The sequence below is a fragment of the Phenylobacterium sp. genome (assembly GCF_036563385.1).
Classification (GTDB): Bacteria; Pseudomonadota; Alphaproteobacteria; order Caulobacterales; family Caulobacteraceae; genus Phenylobacterium.
On record NZ_DATCML010000005.1, the window covers coordinates 57,375 to 74,180 of the forward strand.

The 16,806-nt window shown below is 68.8% G+C and carries 19 protein-coding genes and 2 tRNA genes; 19 read left to right on the forward strand and 2 right to left on the reverse strand.

Features of this window, described 5'->3' with window-relative positions; translation table 11 throughout:
* Positions 1-21 precede the first annotated feature (21 nt).
* From VIL67_RS06485 to VIL67_RS06500, 5 genes are all read left to right on the forward strand, one after another.
* Positions 22-1,431, forward strand: a complete 1,410-nt coding sequence (locus tag VIL67_RS06485; RefSeq protein ID WP_332048057.1) for a peptide MFS transporter — start codon at positions 22-24, stop codon at positions 1,429-1,431.
* Between the two features lie 37 nt (positions 1,432-1,468).
* Positions 1,469-1,545, forward strand: a tRNA-Val gene (locus VIL67_RS06490).
* Between the two features lie 59 nt (positions 1,546-1,604).
* Positions 1,605-1,880 carry a GIY-YIG nuclease family protein gene (locus tag VIL67_RS19625; RefSeq protein WP_414696189.1) on the forward strand — a complete coding sequence of 92 codons (276 nt, stop codon included), beginning with the start codon at positions 1,605-1,607 and terminating at the stop codon, positions 1,878-1,880.
* Complete coding sequence (locus tag VIL67_RS06495; protein ID WP_332048058.1) at positions 1,877-2,776, forward strand: alpha/beta hydrolase; 900 nt, start codon at positions 1,877-1,879, stop codon at positions 2,774-2,776. The genes VIL67_RS19625 and VIL67_RS06495 overlap by 4 nt, the downstream gene beginning before the upstream one ends.
* 2 nt (positions 2,777-2,778) lie before the next feature.
* Positions 2,779-3,693, forward strand: coding sequence for an aldo/keto reductase (locus tag VIL67_RS06500; protein ID WP_332048059.1), 915 nt, complete (start codon positions 2,779-2,781; stop codon positions 3,691-3,693).
* Between the two features lie 3 nt (positions 3,694-3,696).
* Here VIL67_RS06500 and VIL67_RS06505 read toward each other — a convergent pair whose 3' ends face one another.
* Complete coding sequence (locus tag VIL67_RS06505; protein ID WP_332048060.1) at positions 3,697-4,158, reverse strand: DUF4402 domain-containing protein; 462 nt, start codon at positions 4,156-4,158, stop codon at positions 3,697-3,699.
* A gap of 139 nt (positions 4,159-4,297) precedes the next feature.
* Between VIL67_RS06505 and VIL67_RS06510 the strand changes: the two genes are divergently transcribed.
* From VIL67_RS06510 to VIL67_RS06520, 3 genes are read left to right on the forward strand one after another with little or no spacing between them, the layout of a single operon-like run.
* On the forward strand, positions 4,298-6,220 hold the full coding sequence (locus VIL67_RS06510) for an NAD(P)/FAD-dependent oxidoreductase (RefSeq protein WP_332048061.1): 1,923 nt from the start codon (positions 4,298-4,300) through the stop codon (positions 6,218-6,220).
* The gene (locus tag VIL67_RS06515; protein ID WP_332048062.1) at positions 6,217-6,555 is read left to right on the forward strand and encodes an MliC family protein; all 339 of its coding nucleotides are present in this window, start codon (positions 6,217-6,219) and stop codon (positions 6,553-6,555) included. The genes VIL67_RS06510 and VIL67_RS06515 overlap by 4 nt, the downstream gene beginning before the upstream one ends.
* Positions 6,556-6,602: 47 nt before the next feature.
* Positions 6,603-7,544 carry a glycosyltransferase family 9 protein gene (locus VIL67_RS06520; protein WP_332048063.1) on the forward strand — a complete coding sequence of 314 codons (942 nt, stop codon included), beginning with the start codon at positions 6,603-6,605 and terminating at the stop codon, positions 7,542-7,544.
* A gap of 70 nt (positions 7,545-7,614) precedes the next feature.
* Here VIL67_RS06520 and VIL67_RS06525 read toward each other — a convergent pair.
* Positions 7,615-7,691 (reverse strand) — tRNA-Asp (locus VIL67_RS06525).
* Between the two features lie 193 nt (positions 7,692-7,884).
* Between VIL67_RS06525 and VIL67_RS06530 the strand changes: the two genes are divergently transcribed.
* From VIL67_RS06530 to nuoI, 11 genes are all read left to right on the forward strand, one after another.
* A complete protein-coding gene (locus tag VIL67_RS06530; RefSeq protein WP_332048064.1) occupies positions 7,885-8,262 on the forward strand; it encodes an NADH-quinone oxidoreductase subunit A in 378 nt (125 codons plus the stop codon).
* Positions 8,232-8,846: a NuoB/complex I 20 kDa subunit family protein gene (locus VIL67_RS06535; protein WP_332048065.1), complete on the forward strand. Its 615-nt coding sequence runs from the start codon at positions 8,232-8,234 to the stop codon at positions 8,844-8,846. The genes VIL67_RS06530 and VIL67_RS06535 overlap by 31 nt, the downstream gene beginning before the upstream one ends.
* On the forward strand, positions 8,843-9,478 hold the full coding sequence (locus VIL67_RS06540) for an NADH-quinone oxidoreductase subunit C (RefSeq protein ID WP_332048066.1): 636 nt from the start codon (positions 8,843-8,845) through the stop codon (positions 9,476-9,478). Before VIL67_RS06535 ends, VIL67_RS06540 begins: the two co-directional genes overlap by 4 nt.
* Position 9,479: 1 nt before the next feature.
* Positions 9,480-10,715 (forward strand): NADH-quinone oxidoreductase subunit D, encoded by a 1,236-nt coding sequence (locus VIL67_RS06545; RefSeq protein ID WP_332048067.1) that lies wholly within the window; start codon positions 9,480-9,482, stop codon positions 10,713-10,715.
* Positions 10,712-11,062 (forward strand): nuclear transport factor 2 family protein, encoded by a 351-nt coding sequence (locus VIL67_RS06550; RefSeq protein WP_332048068.1) that lies wholly within the window; start codon positions 10,712-10,714, stop codon positions 11,060-11,062. The genes VIL67_RS06545 and VIL67_RS06550 overlap by 4 nt, the downstream gene beginning before the upstream one ends.
* Positions 11,063-11,069: 7 nt before the next feature.
* Complete coding sequence (gene nuoE / locus VIL67_RS06555) at positions 11,070-11,732, forward strand: NADH-quinone oxidoreductase subunit NuoE (protein ID WP_332048069.1); 663 nt, start codon at positions 11,070-11,072, stop codon at positions 11,730-11,732.
* Positions 11,732-13,045 (forward strand): NADH-quinone oxidoreductase subunit NuoF, encoded by a 1,314-nt coding sequence (gene nuoF / locus VIL67_RS06560; RefSeq protein WP_332048070.1) that lies wholly within the window; start codon positions 11,732-11,734, stop codon positions 13,043-13,045. The genes nuoE and nuoF overlap by 1 nt, the downstream gene beginning before the upstream one ends.
* Positions 13,046-13,051: 6 nt before the next feature.
* Complete coding sequence (nuoG, locus tag VIL67_RS06565; protein ID WP_332048071.1) at positions 13,052-15,097, forward strand: NADH-quinone oxidoreductase subunit NuoG; 2,046 nt, start codon at positions 13,052-13,054, stop codon at positions 15,095-15,097.
* Between the two features lie 2 nt (positions 15,098-15,099).
* Entirely contained in the window at positions 15,100-16,197 is a 1,098-nt protein-coding gene (gene nuoH, locus VIL67_RS06570) for an NADH-quinone oxidoreductase subunit NuoH (protein WP_332048072.1), read from the forward strand.
* On the forward strand, positions 16,194-16,388 hold the full coding sequence (locus VIL67_RS06575; RefSeq protein WP_332048073.1) for a hypothetical protein: 195 nt from the start codon (positions 16,194-16,196) through the stop codon (positions 16,386-16,388). Before nuoH ends, VIL67_RS06575 begins: the two co-directional genes overlap by 4 nt.
* Before the next feature lies 1 nt (position 16,389).
* A partial coding sequence (nuoI, locus tag VIL67_RS06580; protein WP_332048074.1) for an NADH-quinone oxidoreductase subunit NuoI occupies positions 16,390-16,806 on the forward strand: 417 nt, incomplete at its 3' end.

Consider the following 16,806-nt stretch of genomic DNA (forward strand, 5'->3'; position numbering starts at 1 on the left):
CGCCGGGTTGGGGAGAATCCGATGACGTCGACGACCGCTGCGGCCGCGAAGGACGGCGACCGCGCCTTCCTGGGTCATCCCAAGGCGCTGGGCTTCCTCTCGTTCTCAGAAGCCTGGGAGCGGTTCAGCTACTACGGCATGCAGTCGCTCCTGGTCCTCTACATGACCAAGACCCTGCTGCTGTCGCCCAACGTCGATCGGATCGCCGGGTTCGAGGGCTTCCGCGCCTTCCTCGGCCATCTTTATGGGCTGCCCGGCGACGCCTCGACCCAGCAGGTCGCCTCGACCATCTTCGGGCTCTACACCAGCCTCGTCTACTTCACCCCGATCTTCGGGGGCTTGCTGGCCGACCGCCTGCTCGGGCGCACGCGCACCATCGTCATTGGCGCCCTGCTGATGGCGGCCGGCCACTTCCTGATGGCCTTCGACGTCTCGTTCCTGCTGGCGCTGCTTTGCCTTGTGCTCGGCACCGGCTGCTTCAAGGGCAATATCGCGGGCCAGGTCGGCTCGCTCTATGCCGAGGGCGACCTGCGCCGCGCCGACGCCTTTCAGATCTTCTACCTAGGGATCAACGCCGGCGTCATCGCCGCGCCGCTCATCGCCGGCACGCTGGGCGAGAAGGTCGGCTGGCATTATGGCTTCGGCGCCGCGGGGGTCGGCATGCTGATCGCCCTGGTCATCTACCTGACCGGCCGCAAGCACCTGCCGCCGGACCCGCCCCTAGGCCCCAGGGCAAAGGCCGAGCGTCCCAGGATGCAGCCGCACGAGTGGCGGACCGTCGGCCTGCTGATCCTCCTCCTGCCGGTGCTGACCGCCTCGGTGCTGGTCAACCAGCAGATCTTCAACGCCTACCTGGTCTGGGCCGACACGAGCGTCGACCTGACCTTCTTCGGCGAGAAGGTGCCCACCACCTGGCTGGTCACCCTGGACAGCGTGGTGTCGGTGTCCTTCCTGGCCATCATGGTCGTCTTCTGGCGGGTCTGGGCGCGCCGCTTCAAGGAACCGGACGAGATCGGCAAGCTGACGATCGGCGCCTTCATCTCGGTGCTCGGGGCGCTCTGCCTCGCCGCCGGCGCCGCCTCGGCCGCCGCGACCGGGACCCAGGTCAGCATCTGGTGGTGCGTGGCCTTCCACGTCCTGAACAGCATCGCGTTCGCGAACATGCTGCCCGTGTCGCTGGCTCTCTACGCCCGCGCCGCGCCGGTCGCCATCACCGGCTTTGTCATCGGCCTCTACTACCTGCACCTGGTGGCGGGGAACCAGACGGTCGGAATCCTCGGCACACTGCTCGAGAAGATGCCGGCCGCCCAGTTCTGGGGCATGCACGCGGCGATCGCCGCGGGCGCGGCCGTGGTCTTCCTGATCGTCGGCCGCTTCTTCGCCCGCCTGCTCAGCCATGAGAACGTCAAGGGCCCGGTCGCCCACGCCTAGGCGCGGCGACACGACTTCGGCTAGAACCCCTGGCCATGGGCGGCTAGCTCAGCTGGTTAGAGCACCTCGTTTACACCGAGGGGGTCGGGGGTTCGAATCCCTCGCCGCCTACCATCCTGCTTCGCGCTCATGCGCTTCGCAGGACTTGTCCCGGCCCGAGAGCGCGAAGCAGGATGCCCTCCGAAGCTTCAGCGAAGGAGGGCGGGCTGCATTACGTCTATCTGCTCCGAAGCCGCGCCGACCCCCGACAACGGTACGTTGGGGTCACGTCCGACCTCCCGGCCCGCCTGAAGGCGCACAATGCGGGCGAGTCGCCGCATACATCGAAGTTCCGGACCTGGGGCCTTGTCACCTACTTGGCCTTTTCCCATCGACTACAGGCGGAAGAGTTCGAGCGGTATCTCAAGTCTGGCTCCGGCCACGCGTTCGCGAACAAGAGGTTATGGTGACCGGCTCAAGAAGGAGACCACTGCGATGGCTGGCGCTGGGCGCGGTGATGCTGGGCGCGGGCATGGCTGAGGCCGAGCCGCTGCCGCTGGCCGCCTACATGGACCAGCCGCGCGTGCAGCCCGACGCGGTCATCCGCTACGGCGGGGCGCCGTCGCAGGTCGTCGAAGTCTTCAAACCGGAGGGGAAGGGGCCGCATCCGGTCGTCGTCCTGCTCCACGGCGGCTGTTACCAGCAGCGATTCGACGGGCTGCCGCAGACCAGCGCGATCGCCGCCGACCTGGCCCGCCGCGGCTTCGCTGTCTGGAACGTGGAGTACCGCCGCCTGGGCGAGGCGGGCTCGGGCTATCCCGGGACCTTCCAGGATGTCGCCGCCGCCGTGGACCGCATCCGCGCCGAGGCCGCCCGCCATGATCTCGACCCGCGCCGGGTCGTGGCGCTCGGCCACTCGGCCGGCGGCCATCTGGCGCTCTGGGCGGCCGCCCGCCACCGCCTGCCGGCCGACAGCCCGCTCTACCGCCCCGACCCGCTGCGCATCGGCGCAGTGATCAGCCTGGCCGGCATCGGCGACATCGAGGGGCAGGGGGATGTCTTCTCCCGCGCCTGTGGCGCGGACACCTTCCCGCAGTTGCTGGGCGACCCGCAGCGCCTCGCCGACACCTCGCCGGCCGCACTCCTGCCGAGCGGCGCCCGCACCGTCATGGTGCACGGGACCTTCGACCACGTCATGCCGCCCTTCACCGGTCTCGAGTACGCGCGCAAGGCGCGGGCGGCTGGCGACCATGCCGAGGCCGTCAGCCTGCCGGAAGCCGGCCATTTCGACGTCGTGGTCCCGACATCCGAAGCGTGGAAGGCTGTTTTGGCCATCGTGGCCCGCGAGGTCGAGGCGCTCCGCTAGCCATGCTCTACCGCCCGCTCGGCCGCACCGGCCTCGTCGTCTCCGAGATCGGCTATGGCTGCGCCAGCTGGTGGGGCAAGCCGCGCTTCCCGGAGCGGCAGGCGCTGGGCCTCGTCCACGCCGCCCTCGACCTGGGCGTGACCTTCTTCGACACGGGCGCCAGCTATTCCGCGGGCGAGGCGGAGCCGAGGCTCGGCCGAGCCCTGCAGGGCCGCGACACGTCCGGCCTGGTCATCGCCACCAAGGCCGGCACCTTCCACGCCGGCGGCGGCCGCATCGCGCGGGACTTCAGCCCCGGCGCGATCGTCGCCAGCGCCGAACGGTCGCTGCGCAACCTGGGCCTCGAGACGCTGCCGTTGCTTCAGCTCCACGGCCCCGCGGCGGCCGAGCTGACGGACGAGCTGCTTGCCGCGCTGGAGGGCCTGCGCGCCCGCGGCCTCGTCCGCGCGCTGGGGGTCAACAGCTTCGATCCCGCCGTGATCGAGCAGGCGATCGGCCTGCCCAGCTTCGATGTCGTGATGATCGACTACAATGTCCTGCGCCCGGAGCGAGAGCCGCTGATCGCCCGGGCCGCGGCGGCGGGGAAGGGCGTACTCGCCGGCATGGCGCTGGCCATGGGCCATACGGGATTGAAGGTGGCCAGGATCCGCGGCCCCCAGGATCTCTGGTACGCCGCCCGCGGCCTCATGCGGCATCGCGGCGAGGTGCGGCGTGGCGCGCGCTTCGCCTTCCTGCACCGCCTGGAGGGCGTCACCGGCTCGCAGGCGGCCTTGTCCTACGTGCTGGAGAACCCCGACGTGGCCTGCGCGGTCATCGGCACCACGCGCCTCGCCCACCTTCAGGAGAACGCCGCGGCCTCCGGCCTGGTCCTGCCGCCGCAGGTGCGCGCGAAGATCGCCGACGCTCAGCGGCGCTGAGGCCTATTGGTAGGCGACGGTGACGTCGTATTGGCCCTTGTAGACCCCGGTCGCGGCGTTGCTGGGCACCGGCACGCTTCCGTTGACGCCCACCTTGGCGGTGACCGCATGGCCCGCCTGTCCGGTGAAGGCGCCCACCTTCTGCGTCGGCGTCAGCTTCAGCTTGATCTCCTCCGTCCCGCCGTCGCGGGTGAGGGTCACCGTCTCCGGCGTCGAGATGCTGAACGCCTCGCCGGCCATGCCCGTGAGAGTGTAGCTGCCGGCCTGCGCATTGGCGGTCCTTGCCCCGCTCTGGGGCCGCGAAACCGGTCCAACGGTCAGGTCGCTGTCATGGCGGACCTGGGCCGGGTCGACCACGGTGATCGATCCGTTGGTCACCACGCTGTCACGCATCTGGGCCGCTGCGCCGCCCGCGCTGAAAACGCCGGCCGCAAGGCCCGCCAGGAGGATCGTTCGCACGCCCATGGCCCTCATCCTTAGGGGCGCGAGGTTAACGCGGCAATGACGGCGGGGCCACGTGGCCTGACGTCACGGCGCCCTTCCTTCGCCGCCGGGCGGGAGTCATGCTGCGGACAAACAACGATAAAGCCTGGGAGAAACGACGATGGCGGAGGCTTCCCTGCTCGAGCAGGCGCTGCAGGATGCGCACCTGCCCGCGCTGCTCGCGGCCCTGGTCCAGGTGACCGGCGATCCGGCCTGGCTGAAGCCGGAATGGACGCCGACCTATACGCCTCTGGCCCGGAACGACTCCGGAATACCCGACGCGGAGCAGGCGAAGATCCGCGAGCACGCCCGGGCGGCGATCGAGCGTCACCTGCAAGACCCTGAGGTCCGCCTCCCGCAGCCGGATGCGCCGCTGCTGCGCCGGATGATGGACTTCGTGGCGGGCGCGCCGATCCCTGAAGGCTATGCCGACTTCCTCCAGGACGAGCTCGCCATCTCGGGCAAGAGCACCAAGGATCCTCAGTTCGAGCAGCCTCGCCTGAGAGAAGCCGCGCGGCGGCTGAAGGTGCTGGTCATAGGCGCCGGCATGTCCGGCCTTCTCACCGGCATCCGGCTGTCCCAGGCCGGCGTGCCCTTCGAGATCGTGGACAAGAACCCCGATGTGGGCGGCACCTGGTTCGAGAACACCTACCCGGGCTGTCGCGTCGACAACTCGAACCACATGTACAGCTACTCCTTCGAGCCGAACCACCTGTGGCCGCAGCACTTCTCCACCCAGCCTGTGCTGCTGAGCTACTTCCGGGGCATCGCCGACAAGTACGACCTGCGCCGCCACATCCGCTTCGAGACCCTTGTGGAGAGCGTCACCTGGGACGAGGGCCGCGCCGTCTGGCGCGCCGAGCTCCTCGGCAAGGACGGCCGGCGCGAAACGATTGAGGCCAACGCCGTGGTCAGTGCGGTCGGGCAGCTGAACCGCCCCCGCTACCCCGACATCGACGGGCTGGAGAGCTTCACGGGGCCCGCTTTCCACTCGGCCGAATGGCGCCACGACGTGGAGCTGAAGGGCAAGCGCGTGGCCGTGATCGGCACGGGCGCCTCGGCCTACCAGTTCGTCCCGGAGATCGCACCGGAGGTGGCCCAGCTGACGGTGTTCCAGCGCACGCCGCCTTGGGGTCTGCCCGTCCCGCACTATCACGAGGACGTCCCCGAGGGCATGAAGTGGCTGCTGGAGCACGTGCCCTATTATGACAAGTGGTACCGCTTCTGGCTGTTCTGGATGACCACCGAGGGCTTCCTGCCCATGGTCAAGGCGGACCCGAGCTGGAACGGCGGCCCAGGGGCCGTCGGGCCGGAGAACGCCATGCTGCGCGAAATGGCCGCCCAGGCCCTCGCGGCCCAGGTGCAGGACCGTCCCGACCTGGTCGACAAGGTGATCCCGCAATACCCGGTAGGCGGCAAGCGCGCGGTCCTGGACAACGGCGTGTGGCTGGCGGCCCTCAAGCGGCCGAACGTCGAACTGGTCACCGACCGCATCGCCCGGGTCACGCCCAACGGCGTGGTCACCGCCGACGGCGCCGAGCACCAGGCCGACGTGCTGATCTACGGCACCGGCTTCCAGGCCTCAAACTTCCTCTCCTTCCTGAAGGTGAAGGGCAGGGGCGGGCGCGACCTGCACGAGGCCTGGGGCGGGGACGCTCGCGCCTACCTCGGCATCACCACGCCCGGCTTCCCGAACTTCTTCATCCTCTACGGGCCGAACACCAACATCGTCGTGAACGGCTCGATCATCTTCTTCTCCGAATGCGCCGTCCGCTACGTCGTCGGGTGCCTGAGGCTGATGGCCGAAACGGGGGCCCGCGCCCTCGACGTGAAGAAGGAGGTCCACGACGACTTCAACCGCCGTGTGGACGAGGCCAACCAGGGCTGGGCCTGGGGCTCTCCGCACGTGTCCAGCTGGTACAAGAACGAGTTCGGGCGGGTCAGCCAGAACTGGCCCTTCGGGCTGATCGACTACTGGCGCGCCACCCTGGGGCCGAACCCCGATGACTATGTCCTGGAGCGGCAGCCGGAGGCGGTGGCTTGAGGCTGGCGGCCGTCCTGGGCGCCGCCTGCGCCGGCGTCGCGCTTGGCGGCTGCGCCAGCGTCGGCCACCCGCACCAGCCGGCCGCGGTGCTCCACTGCGAGAACGGGGAGACGGTCGAGGTCGGTTACGCGGGCGATCTGGCGCTCGTCACGTACAAGAACCGGACACACCGGATGCGGACGGCGCTCTCCGGCAGCGGAGCGCGGTACGTCGGCGACGGCCTCGAGTGGTGGACCAAGGGCTTCGAGGCGGGGACCATCGCCCCGGTGCGGGAGGGGGAGGAGACAGCCTCCGGCGAGCGGGTCGCCTGCCGCGCAGGGCCGCCGCCCACCTAGCGCCGCCGCGCCTACGACAGGTGTCGCGGCTGTGCTAACCAGCCGCCATGAGCACACAGCCTGTGGTGACCGACGCGCGAGAAGCCGCCGAGCGTCTCCGCCGCCTGGCCTATGACGCCTGGCGCGAACGGCGGTTCGAGGCTGCCGAGCGGCTCTACCGCCTCGCCCTCGGGTACGGAGCCCAGGTGAAGATGGCGCTTGGGGTGGTTCTGCTTGCGCAAGGCCGGCTCGAGGAGGCCTGGCCGCTCTACGACGAGCGCGAGAACCGGCTTCGTGTCGTGCGCCAGCGGCTGCGTACGCCCGAGTGGCGCGGCGAAGACCTGGCCGGCAAGCGACTGGCGGTGTGGCGGGAGCAGGGGTTCGGGGACGAGATCCTGTTCAGCCGCTTCCTGCCGCGTCTAGGCGGCGCGGTCACCTACATCGGAGACCCGGACCTCGAGCGGCTCTTCCGGACGCTCGGGGTGGATTATCGCGCCACCACAGAGGGCGCCAGCCTGGACGGCTTCGACTTCTGGGTCGCCGCCACCTCCATTCCGGGCCGGCTCGGAGTCACGGCCCGCGATGTGCCCCGGCCGCCCTATCTGGCCGCCGCGCCGCGCCAAGCGGGGGGCAGGATCGGCGTGATGGCCAGCGGCAACCCCGCCAATCCGAACCAGGCCTACCGCGCACTTCCGGCGGAGTACGCCGATGAACTCCTGGCGCTGCCCGGGGCGATCCATCTTGCGCCGGAGGCGACGGGGGCGCGGGATTTCCTCGACACCGCCGAGATCATCGCCGGGCTGGACGTCGTGGTCTCGGTGGACACCTCGGTGGCGCACCTTGCCGCGGCCATGGGCAAGCGCTGTTTCGTGCTGCTTTCCGCCCACCGACTGGACTGGGTTTGGGACGCCGGCCTCTGGTATCCCGACGCACGCCTGTTTCGTCAGCCCGCCCCCGGCGACTGGCGCTCGGTGATCGACGAGGTGAAGGCTGCGCTCGCGTCCATCTAGGACGGGCGCCAAGGCGCTTACTGCTCGGACTGGGGAGGAAAGATCGCCCGAGCCACCTCAAGGAGAGAAGTGGCGCGAGTGACGGGGCTCGAACCCGCGACCTCCGGCGTGACAGGCCGGCGCTCTAACCAACTGAGCTACACCCGCATCTGGACCGTTCCGGCCCGGCGAGGCGCGTCTGATAGGTGTGGTCGGGAATCGTGTCAACGGGAGAGTTCGGGCGGGCCCAAAATGGGCCGAGTCACGACCTTTCCGCGCGCCGTTTCGGCGGCGCACAAAGCCTTGTTTGAAACCGCAGAAGGGGTGGTCTAGAAGGGCGCGCGACTCCCCCGAGGACTCCATGAACGCGTTCCTTCTGCAGTACCTACCCATCGTGATCTTCCTGGGGATCGCGGCGGCGCTGGGTCTCGTCTTCCTGGTGGGCGCCTGGCTGCTCGCGCCCAAGGCTCCCGACCCCGAAAAGCTGTCGTCGTACGAGTGCGGGTTTAACGCCTTCGACGATGCGCGGATGAAGTTCGACGTCCGGTTCTATCTGGTGTCGATCCTGTTCATCATCTTCGACCTGGAAGTGGCCTTCCTGTTCCCATGGGCGGTGTCCCTCATGAAGCTGCCGGCCGACGTGGCCCAGTTCGCCTTCTGGTCGATGATGACCTTCCTGGGCGTGCTGACGGTGGGCTTCATCTACGAATGGAAGAAGGGAGCCCTGGAATGGGAGTAATCGTCCCCCCCGGCGCGGGCGACCGCGCCTCTCTCATTCCTGCGGGCGAGGCTGGCCGCACCACAGTCGAGGGCTACGACCCGCAGAAGCACGACCCGTTCTTCGACGGCGTCTCCGAACAGCTGGCCGACAAGGGCTTCGTCACGGCGGGCCTGGACGACCTGATCACCTGGGCGCGCACCGGCTCGCTCATGTGGATGACGTTCGGCCTGGCGTGTTGCGCGGTCGAGATGATGCAGGCGTCCATGCCGCGCTACGACCTCGAGCGCTACGGCTTCGCGCCGCGCGCCAGCCCGCGCCAGTCGGACGTGATGATCGTCGCCGGCACCCTGGTGAACAAGATGGCTCCCGCCCTTCGCAAGGTCTACGACCAGATGCCGGAGCCGCGGTACGTCATCTCCATGGGCTCGTGCGCCAACGGCGGCGGCTACTACTACTTCAGCTATTCCACCGTGCGCGGCTGCGACCGGATCGTCCCGGTCGACGTCTATGTGCCCGGCTGCCCGCCCACGGCCGAAGCCCTCGTCTACGGCGTGCTGCAGCTGCAGAAGAAGATCCGTCGCACGGGGACCATCGTCCGATGAGCTGGCCCGCGACCACCCAGGAGCTGGAGGCTTTCGGCCAGGAGCTCGTCGCCAACGGGGCAGGGGTCTTCACCGGCTTCCACGTGGCCTACGGCGACCTGCAGCTCACCGCCCAGGCGCCGCAGATCGTGCACGCCCTGAAGCTGCTGCGCGACCAGCACGGCTTCCACCAGCTGATCGACATCGCCGGGGTCGACTACCCGGAACGCGAGCGGCGCTTCGATGTCGTCTACCACCTGCTGTCGATGACCAAGAACCGCCGCATCCGGATCAAGGTGCAGGCGGATGAGGACACCGCCGTGCCGTCGGCCGTGGAGGTCTTCCCGAACGCCGACTGGTACGAGCGCGAGGCGTTCGACATGTACGGCATCTTCTTCGACGGGCACCCGGACCTGCGCCGGATCCTCACCGACTACGGCTTCCACGGCCACCCGCTGCGGAAGGATTTCCCGATGACCGGCTACGTCGAGGTCCGCTACGACGACGAGCTGAAGCGCGTGGTCTATGAGCCTGTAAAGGCCGTGGAGTGGCGCAACTGGGACTTCCTATCGCCGTGGGAAGGCATGGAGAAGGGCTACGCCCCTCTACCCGGCGACGAGAAGTCCGACTCCCAGCAACGGGACGCGAAGTAAGATGACCGGCAGCAACGCGCCCGCCGAGGCGATCCACGCCGAGGTCGGCCACACCCCCGAGACCCCGGTCCGCAAGTTCAACATCAACTTCGGCCCGCAGCACCCGGCGGCGCACGGCGTGCTGCGCCTGGTGCTGGAGCTGGATGGCGAGGTGGTGGAGCGGGTCGACCCGCACATCGGCCTGCTGCACCGCGGCACCGAGAAGCTGATGGAGGCCAGGCCCTACGCCCAGACGATCCCCTACTTCGATCGCCTGGACTACGTTGCGCCGATGAACCAGGAGCACGCCTATGTGCTCGCCCTCGAGAAGTTCATGGACGTCGAGGTGCCGATCCGCGGCCAGCTGATCCGCGTGCTCTACTCCGAGATCGGCCGGATCAAGAACCACCTGCTCAACGTCACGACCCAGGCCATGGACGTGGGCGCGCTCACCCCGCCGCTGTGGGGCTTCGAAGAGCGTGAGAAGCTGATGGTGTTCTACGAGCGCGCGTCCGGCGCGCGCCTGCACGCCAACTACTTCCGCGTCGGCGGCGTGCGCCAGGACCTCCCGCCCGAGCTGGTGCAGGACATCTCCGACTGGTGCGACGAGTTCCCGCGGGTGCTCGACGACATCGAAGGCCTGATCACCGACAACCGCATCTTCAAGCAGCGCAATGTCGACATCGGCGTGGTCACCAAGGACGAGGCCATCGCCTGGGGCTTCTCCGGCGTGATGGTCCGTGGCTCGGGCATTCCGTGGGACCTGCGCCGCAGCCAGCCCTACGAGTGCTACAACGAGCTCGACTTCGAGATCCCGCTCGGCATCAACGGCGATTGCTACGACCGCTACCTCTGCCGGATGCAGGAGATGCGGGAGTCCGTGAAGATCATGAAGCAGTGCTGCGAGCGTCTGATGAAGACGCCCGGCCCTGCGCTCAGCCAGGACAACAAGGTATCGCCGCCCAAGCGGGGCGAGATGAAGCGCTCGATGGAGGCGCTCATCCACCACTTCAAGCTGTTCACGGAGGGCTATCGTCCGCCGGCCGGCGAGATCTACGCCTGCGTCGAGGCCCCAAAGGGCGAGTTCGGCGTCTACCTGGTCAGCGACGGCACCAACCGGCCCTACCGCTGCAAGATCCGCGCGCCGGGCTTCCCGCACCTGCAGGCGATGGACTGGATGAACCGCGGCCACATGCTGGCCGACGTCTCGGCCATCCTGGGCTCGCTCGACATCGTGTTCGGGGAGATCGACCGTTGACCGCGGCCGCGACGCTGAAGCCGGCTGAGCTCGCCCAGGGGCAGCTCGACGCCTACAACGCCCAGGACCTGGACGCCCACTGCGCCTTCTTCGCGGACGACGTGGTGGTCGCCGACCTGAACGGCGACGTCACCATCCGCGGCATCGCGGCGTACCGCGCCAAGTACACGCAGGTGTTCGCCGACTTCCCGAAGAACCGCGCCGAGCTCGCCAACCGCATCGTGGTCGGCGACACCGTGATCGACCACGAGCGGGTCTATCGCGACGGCGTGACCGAGGCCTTCCAGGTCATCGCCATCTACACCATCGCCGGCGGCAAGATCGCCCGCGTGGATTTCCGCAAGTGAGGCCCGCGTGAGCGTCCGTCGCCTTTCACCCAACCAGCCCGACAGCTTCGCCTTCAGGCCCGAGTTCCTGAAGCAGGCCCAGGACTGGATGGCCAACTATCCGCCCGGCAAGCAGCAGTCGGCGGTGATCCCGATCCTGTGGCTCGTTCAGAAGCAGGAGGGCTGGGTCTCCGAACCGGCGATCCGCGTGGTTTCCGAGCTGCTCGGCATGCCGGTGATCCGCGTGCTCGAGATCGCCACCTTCTACACCATGTTCATGCTGGAGCCGGTCGGCACCCACGCGCTGGTGCAGGTCTGCGGCACCACGCCCTGCATGGTGCGCGGCGCGGGCGAGCTGATGGACGTCTGTAAGCGCCGGATCGGCCCGCACGACCACCGCTCCGCCGACGGCAAGTTCTACTGGCAGGAAGTCGAGTGCATGGGCGCCTGCGCCAACGCCCCGATGGCCGCCATCAACGACTACTACTACGAGGACCTCGATGCGGCCTCCTTCGAGAAGCTGCTCGACCAGTTCGCCGCCGGCGAGAAGCCGGCGCCCGGCTCGGTCATCGGCCGCCAGGGCGCGGCTCCGGAGGGCGGGCCGCTGACGCTGACCGACGAGAGCCTCTACGACGGCAGCCGCGCCAAGAAGATCACCATCCCGAACCTGCCTGCCAAGGAAACTGCCTGATGCCTGGTCTGCTTCAGGACAAGGACCGCATCTTCACCAACCTCTACGGCCTGCACGACTGGGGCCTCGAGGGCGCGAAGAAGCGCGGCTGCTGGAACGGCACGGCCGACATCCTGGCCCAGACGCCCGAGTGGATCTGCGACCAGATCAAGGCCTCGGGCCTGCGGGGCCGGGGCGGCGCCGGGTTCCCGACCGGGCTGAAGTGGACCTTCATGCCCAAGCAGGAAAGCGAGCGGCCCCACTACCTCGTCGTTAACGCGGACGAGTCGGAGCCGGGCGCCTGCAAGGACCGTGAGATCCTGCGGAACGACCCGCACCTGCTGATCGAGGGCTGCCTCATCGCCTGCCGCGCGATCCGCGCGCGCACCGCCTACATCTATATCCGCGGCGAATACGTCTTCGAGCGCGAGCGGCTCATGGCGGCGATCAAGCAGGCTTACGACGCCAGGCTGATCGGCAAGAACAACGTCAACGGCTGGGACTGTGACGTCCGCGTCACCCACGGGGGCGGGGCCTACATCTGCGGCGACGAGACCGCGCTGATGGAGAGCCTGGAGGGCAAGAAGGGCCAGCCGCGCCTGAAGCCTCCGTTCCCGGCCGGCGCCGGCATCTACGGCGCGCCGACCACCATCAACAACGTCGAGTCCATCTCGGTCGTCGGCACGATCCTGCGCCGCGGCGCGGAGTGGTTCGCCGGCTTCGGGACCGAGAAGTCCACCGGCACCAAGCTGTTCGCCGGCTCCGGACACCTCAACAAGCCTTGCGTTGTCGAGGACGCCGTCGGCATCCCGCTGCGCCAGCTCATCGAGGAGCACATGGGCGGCGTTCGCGGCGGCTGGGGCAACCTCAAGGCGGTGATCCCCGGCGGGATCTCGGTCCGGATGATCCCGGCCGAGGAGGCCGAGGTCGCCGTCATGACCTACGAGGACCTGCAGGCCCGCGGCTCCGGCCTCGGCACCGGCACCATGATCGTGTTCGACAAGGACGCCGATCTGGTGAAGGCGATCGCGCGAGCCGCCTACTTCTACAAGCACGAGAGCTGCGGCCAGTGCACGCCGTGCCGTGAAGGCACCGGCTGGATGTGGCGGGTCATGGAGCGGATGGTCACCGGCGAAGCCGAGATGTCCGAGATCGACCTGCTGCTCGACGTGGCCAGCCAGGTCGAGGGCCACACCATCTGCGGCCTCGGCGACGCCGCCGCCTGGCCGATCCAGGGTCTCTTCCGCCACTTCCGCCACGAGGTGGAGGAGCGGATCAACAGCTACCGCGCGCGCAAGGGCTCTTACGCCGGCGCGTCCATCGCGGCGGAGTAGTCCGGAATGCCTATCGCCAAGGTCGACGGGGTCGAGGTCGAGTTCGAGCCCGGCATGAACGTGCTTCAGGTGGCGGAGCTTGCGGGCAAGGAGATCCCGCGCTTCTGCTACCACGAGCGGCTCTCCATCGCCGGCAACTGCCGGATGTGCCTCGTGGAGGTGAAGCCCGGCCCGCCGAAGCCGCAGGCCTCCTGCGCGCTCCCCGCCGCCGAGAACATGGAGATCTTCACCGACACGCCGATGGTGAAGAAGGCCCGCCACGGGGTGATGGAGTTCCTGCTCATCAACCACCCGCTGGACTGCCCGATCTGCGACCAGGGCGGCGAGTGCGACCTTCAGGACCAGGCCATGGGCTATGGCCGCGACGACAGCCGCTACGCCGAGAACAAGCGCGCGGTTGAAGAGAAGTACATGGGTCCGCTGATCAAGACGGTCATGACCCGGTGCATCCAGTGCACCCGCTGCGTGCGCTTCATCACCGAAGTGGCCGGCGTGCCCGAGATCGGCATGATCTCGCGCGGCGAGGACGCCGAGATCGTCACCTACCTCGACAAGGCGGTTTCGTCCGAGCTGTCGGCCAACGTCATCGACCTCTGCCCGGTGGGGGCGCTGACCCACAAGCCGTGGGCCTTCAACTACCGGCCCTGGGAGCTGAAGAAGACCGAGACGGTGGACGTCCACGACGCGCTCGGCGCGGCGATCCGCGTCGATGCGCGCGGTCCGGCCGTGCTGCGCGTGCTGCCGCGCGTCAACGAGGACATCAACGAGGAGTGGATCTCCGACAAGACCCGCTACGCCGTCGACGGCCTGGCCCGCCAGCGCCTCGACCGGCCCTATGTCCGTGAGAACGGGAAGCTGCGCGTGGCCAGCTGGAACGAGGCCCTGGACGTCGTGGCCGCGCGCCTGAAGGCCGCCAGTCCGGACCGCGTGGGCGTGATCGCCGGCGACCTGCAGGACGCGGAGTCCATGAAGGCGGCCCTCGACCTGTTCCGCGGCATGGGCGTGCCGTCCATCGACTGCCGCCAGGACGGCATGGCCCTGGGCGACGGCCCGCGCGAGAGCTGGCTGTTCAACTCCACCCTGGCCGGGATCGAAGAAGCCGACGTGGTCCTGCTGGTCGGGACCAACCCGCGCCTCGAGGCGCCGGTGTTCAACGCCCGCCTGCGCAAGCGCTGGCTGAACGGGGCCCTGCGCGTCGGCGTCATCGGCGAGAACGTCGACCTCACCTACACCTACGACTACCTGGGCGCCGGGCCGCAGACGCTCACGGGCCTCGCCCGCCAGCGCAGCGACTTCGTCAAGGCGCTGAAGGAGGCCAAGAACCCGGCCATCGTGGTCGGCGCCGGGGCGCTCAGCCGGGCCGACGGCGCGGCGGTGCTCAAGGCCGCGGCGGCCGTGGCCAAGAGCTTCGGCGCCACTTGGAACGTGCTGCACACCGCTGCCAGCCGGGTCGGCGGCCTGGACATGGGCTTCGTCCCCGGTCCCGGCGGCAAGACCGCGCGCGAGCTGGTCGCCCCGGGCGGCGCGGACGTGCTCTTCCTGCTGGGCGCCGACGAGATCGAGCTTTCCGCCTCCGACGCCTTCGTCGTCTACCTGGGCACCCATGGCGACGCCGGCGCGCACAGGGCCGACGTCATCCTGCCGGGCGCGGCCTACACCGAGAAGAACGGCCTCTACGTCAACACCGAGGGCCGGGTGCAGCTCGGCGTCCGCGCCGTGTTCCCGAAGGGCGACGCCCGGGAGGACTGGGCGATCCTGCGCGCGCTCTCCGAGCGCATGGGCCAGACGCTGCCCTACGACAGCCTCGACCAGCTGCGCGCCCGGCTGTTCGCCGACCACCCGACCTTCGGCCGCATCGACTACGTGGCCGGCCCTGAGGCCGCCAAGGCGGTGGACCTGAGCGGCCTCGGCGGAGCGGGCGACCTCTCGGACGCGCCGTTCGCTAGCCCGATCAAGAGCTTCTACCTCACCAACCCCATCGCCCGCGCCAGCGTGACGATGGCCGAGTGCGCCGCCCTGGCTTCGGGCGCCGCCAAGATCGCCGCGGAGTAGGCATGGAACCTGCGACCCAAAGCTTCTGGGCCACGCCGGGCGGCTGGACGCTGCTGACGGTTGGCCAGATCCTGGCCGTGATGGTCTGGATCCTGATCTCGCTGGCCTTCCTGCTGCTGGCCGACCGCAAGATCTGGGCGGGCGTGCAGATGCGCAAAGGGCCCAACGTGGTCGGCCCGTTCGGCCTGCTGCAGTCCTTCGCCGACTTCGGCAAGTTCCTGCTGAAGGAGATCGTTATCCCGGCCGGCGCCGACAAGGCGGTCTTCCTGCTGGCCCCGATGATCGCCTTCACCCTGGGCTTCGCCGCCTGGGCGGTGATCCCGCTGGCCCCCGGCTGGGTGGTGTCCGACATCAATGTCGGCATCCTCTACCTGTTCGCCATCAGCTCGCTGGGCGTCTACGGGATCATCATGGGCGGCTGGGCGTCCAACTCGAAGTACCCCTTCCTGGGCTCGCTGCGCTCCGCCGCCCAGATGGTCTCCTACGAGGTCTCCATCGGCTTCATCATCGTCGCGGTGATCGTGCTGGCCGGCACCATGAACCTGCAGGGCATCGTCGCCAGCCAGGCCGGCGGCTTCTGGAACTGGTACGCCTTCGGCGGCCCGGGGGGCCTGGCCAAGCTGCCGCTGCTGATCTTCATGATCCCGCTGTCGGTGATCTTCTTCATCTCCGGCCTCGCCGAGACCAACCGTCCGCCCTTCGACCTGCCCGAGGCCGAGTCCGAGCTCGTGGCCGGCTATGCGGTGGAATACTCGTCGACGCCCTACCTGCTGTTCCAGATCGGCGAGTACGCCAACATCGTGCTGATCTGCGCCATGACCACCATCCTGTTCTTCGGCGGGTGGCAGGCGCCCATCGACTTCGGGTTCGTCCACGAGTGGCCGGCGACGGCGCAGAGCTTCTACGGCTTCATGTGGTTCTTCCTGAAGGTCATCTTCTTCTTCTTCCTCGTGGCCATGGCGAAGGCGATCGTGCCCCGCTACCGCTACGACCAGCTGATGCGGCTGGGGTGGAAGGTGTTCCTGCCGTTCTCGCTGATCGCGATCTTCGCGATCTCCGGCTGGGCGCTCTTCGTGCTCCGGCCCGCGGCCGGCGCATGAGGACCCTGCTGGCTACGCTGCTGGCGCTGGGCGTGACCGCCTGCGCCACGGCCATGCCGGCCGGTGGCGTGGCCACCTACGACGACCTCCGGCGCGCGCAGGCCGACTGCGCTGCGAAGGGGGGAAAACTGACGCTGAAGCGAGGCGGGGACTCCCAGTACCTGGAAGACTACGCCTGCGAGAGGAACTGAGATGCTCAATCGGATCGGACAGGCGGTGAAGGGGGCGGCGCTCCTCGACTTCGCCGGGGCCTTCGGCCTCGCCATGAAGCACATGGTGCGTCCCAAGAAGACCGTGCAGTACCCCCACGAGCGCAACCCGCAGAGCCCCCGGTTCCGCGGCGAGCACGCCCTGCGCCGCTACCCCAACGGGGAAGAGCGATGCATCGCCTGCAAGCTCTGCGAGGCGGTGTGCCCGGCCCAGGCGATCACCATCGAGGCCGAGCCCCGCGCCGACGGCTCGCGCCGGACGACCCGCTACGACATCGACATGGTCAAGTGCATCTACTGCGGCCTGTGCCAGGAGGCCTGCCCGGTGGACGCCATCGTGGAAGGCCCGAACCTGGAGTTCGCCGTCGAGACCCGCGAGGAGCTCTACTACGACAAGGAG

What these genes read in the sequence shown, in the direction of transcription:
- VIL67_RS06540 (WP_332048066.1), top strand. Translation starts at nt 8,843, where the DNA reads ATGAGCTGGCCCGCGACCACCCAGGAGCTGGAGGCTTTCGGCCAGGAG.
- VIL67_RS06520 (WP_332048063.1), top strand. Translation starts at nt 6,603, where the DNA reads ATGAGCACACAGCCTGTGGTGACCGACGCGCGAGAAGCCGCCGAGCGT.
- VIL67_RS06505 (WP_332048060.1), bottom strand. Translation starts at nt 4,158, where the DNA reads ATGGGCGTGCGAACGATCCTCCTGGCGGGCCTTGCGGCCGGCGTTTTC.
- VIL67_RS06530 (WP_332048064.1), top strand. Translation starts at nt 7,885, where the DNA reads ATGAACGCGTTCCTTCTGCAGTACCTACCCATCGTGATCTTCCTGGGG.
- nuoF (WP_332048070.1), top strand. Translation starts at nt 11,732, where the DNA reads ATGCCTGGTCTGCTTCAGGACAAGGACCGCATCTTCACCAACCTCTAC.
- VIL67_RS06500 (WP_332048059.1), top strand. Translation starts at nt 2,779, where the DNA reads ATGCTCTACCGCCCGCTCGGCCGCACCGGCCTCGTCGTCTCCGAGATC.
- VIL67_RS06545 (WP_332048067.1), top strand. Translation starts at nt 9,480, where the DNA reads ATGACCGGCAGCAACGCGCCCGCCGAGGCGATCCACGCCGAGGTCGGC.
- VIL67_RS06575 (WP_332048073.1), top strand. Translation starts at nt 16,194, where the DNA reads ATGAGGACCCTGCTGGCTACGCTGCTGGCGCTGGGCGTGACCGCCTGC.
- VIL67_RS06535 (WP_332048065.1), top strand. Translation starts at nt 8,232, where the DNA reads ATGGAAGAAGGGAGCCCTGGAATGGGAGTAATCGTCCCCCCCGGCGCG.
- nuoG (WP_332048071.1), top strand. Translation starts at nt 13,052, where the DNA reads ATGCCTATCGCCAAGGTCGACGGGGTCGAGGTCGAGTTCGAGCCCGGC.
- VIL67_RS06510 (WP_332048061.1), top strand. Translation starts at nt 4,298, where the DNA reads ATGGCGGAGGCTTCCCTGCTCGAGCAGGCGCTGCAGGATGCGCACCTG.
- VIL67_RS06485 (WP_332048057.1), top strand. Translation starts at nt 22, where the DNA reads ATGACGTCGACGACCGCTGCGGCCGCGAAGGACGGCGACCGCGCCTTC.
- VIL67_RS19625 (WP_414696189.1), top strand. Translation starts at nt 1,605, where the DNA reads ATGCCCTCCGAAGCTTCAGCGAAGGAGGGCGGGCTGCATTACGTCTAT.
- nuoH (WP_332048072.1), top strand. Translation starts at nt 15,100, where the DNA reads ATGGAACCTGCGACCCAAAGCTTCTGGGCCACGCCGGGCGGCTGGACG.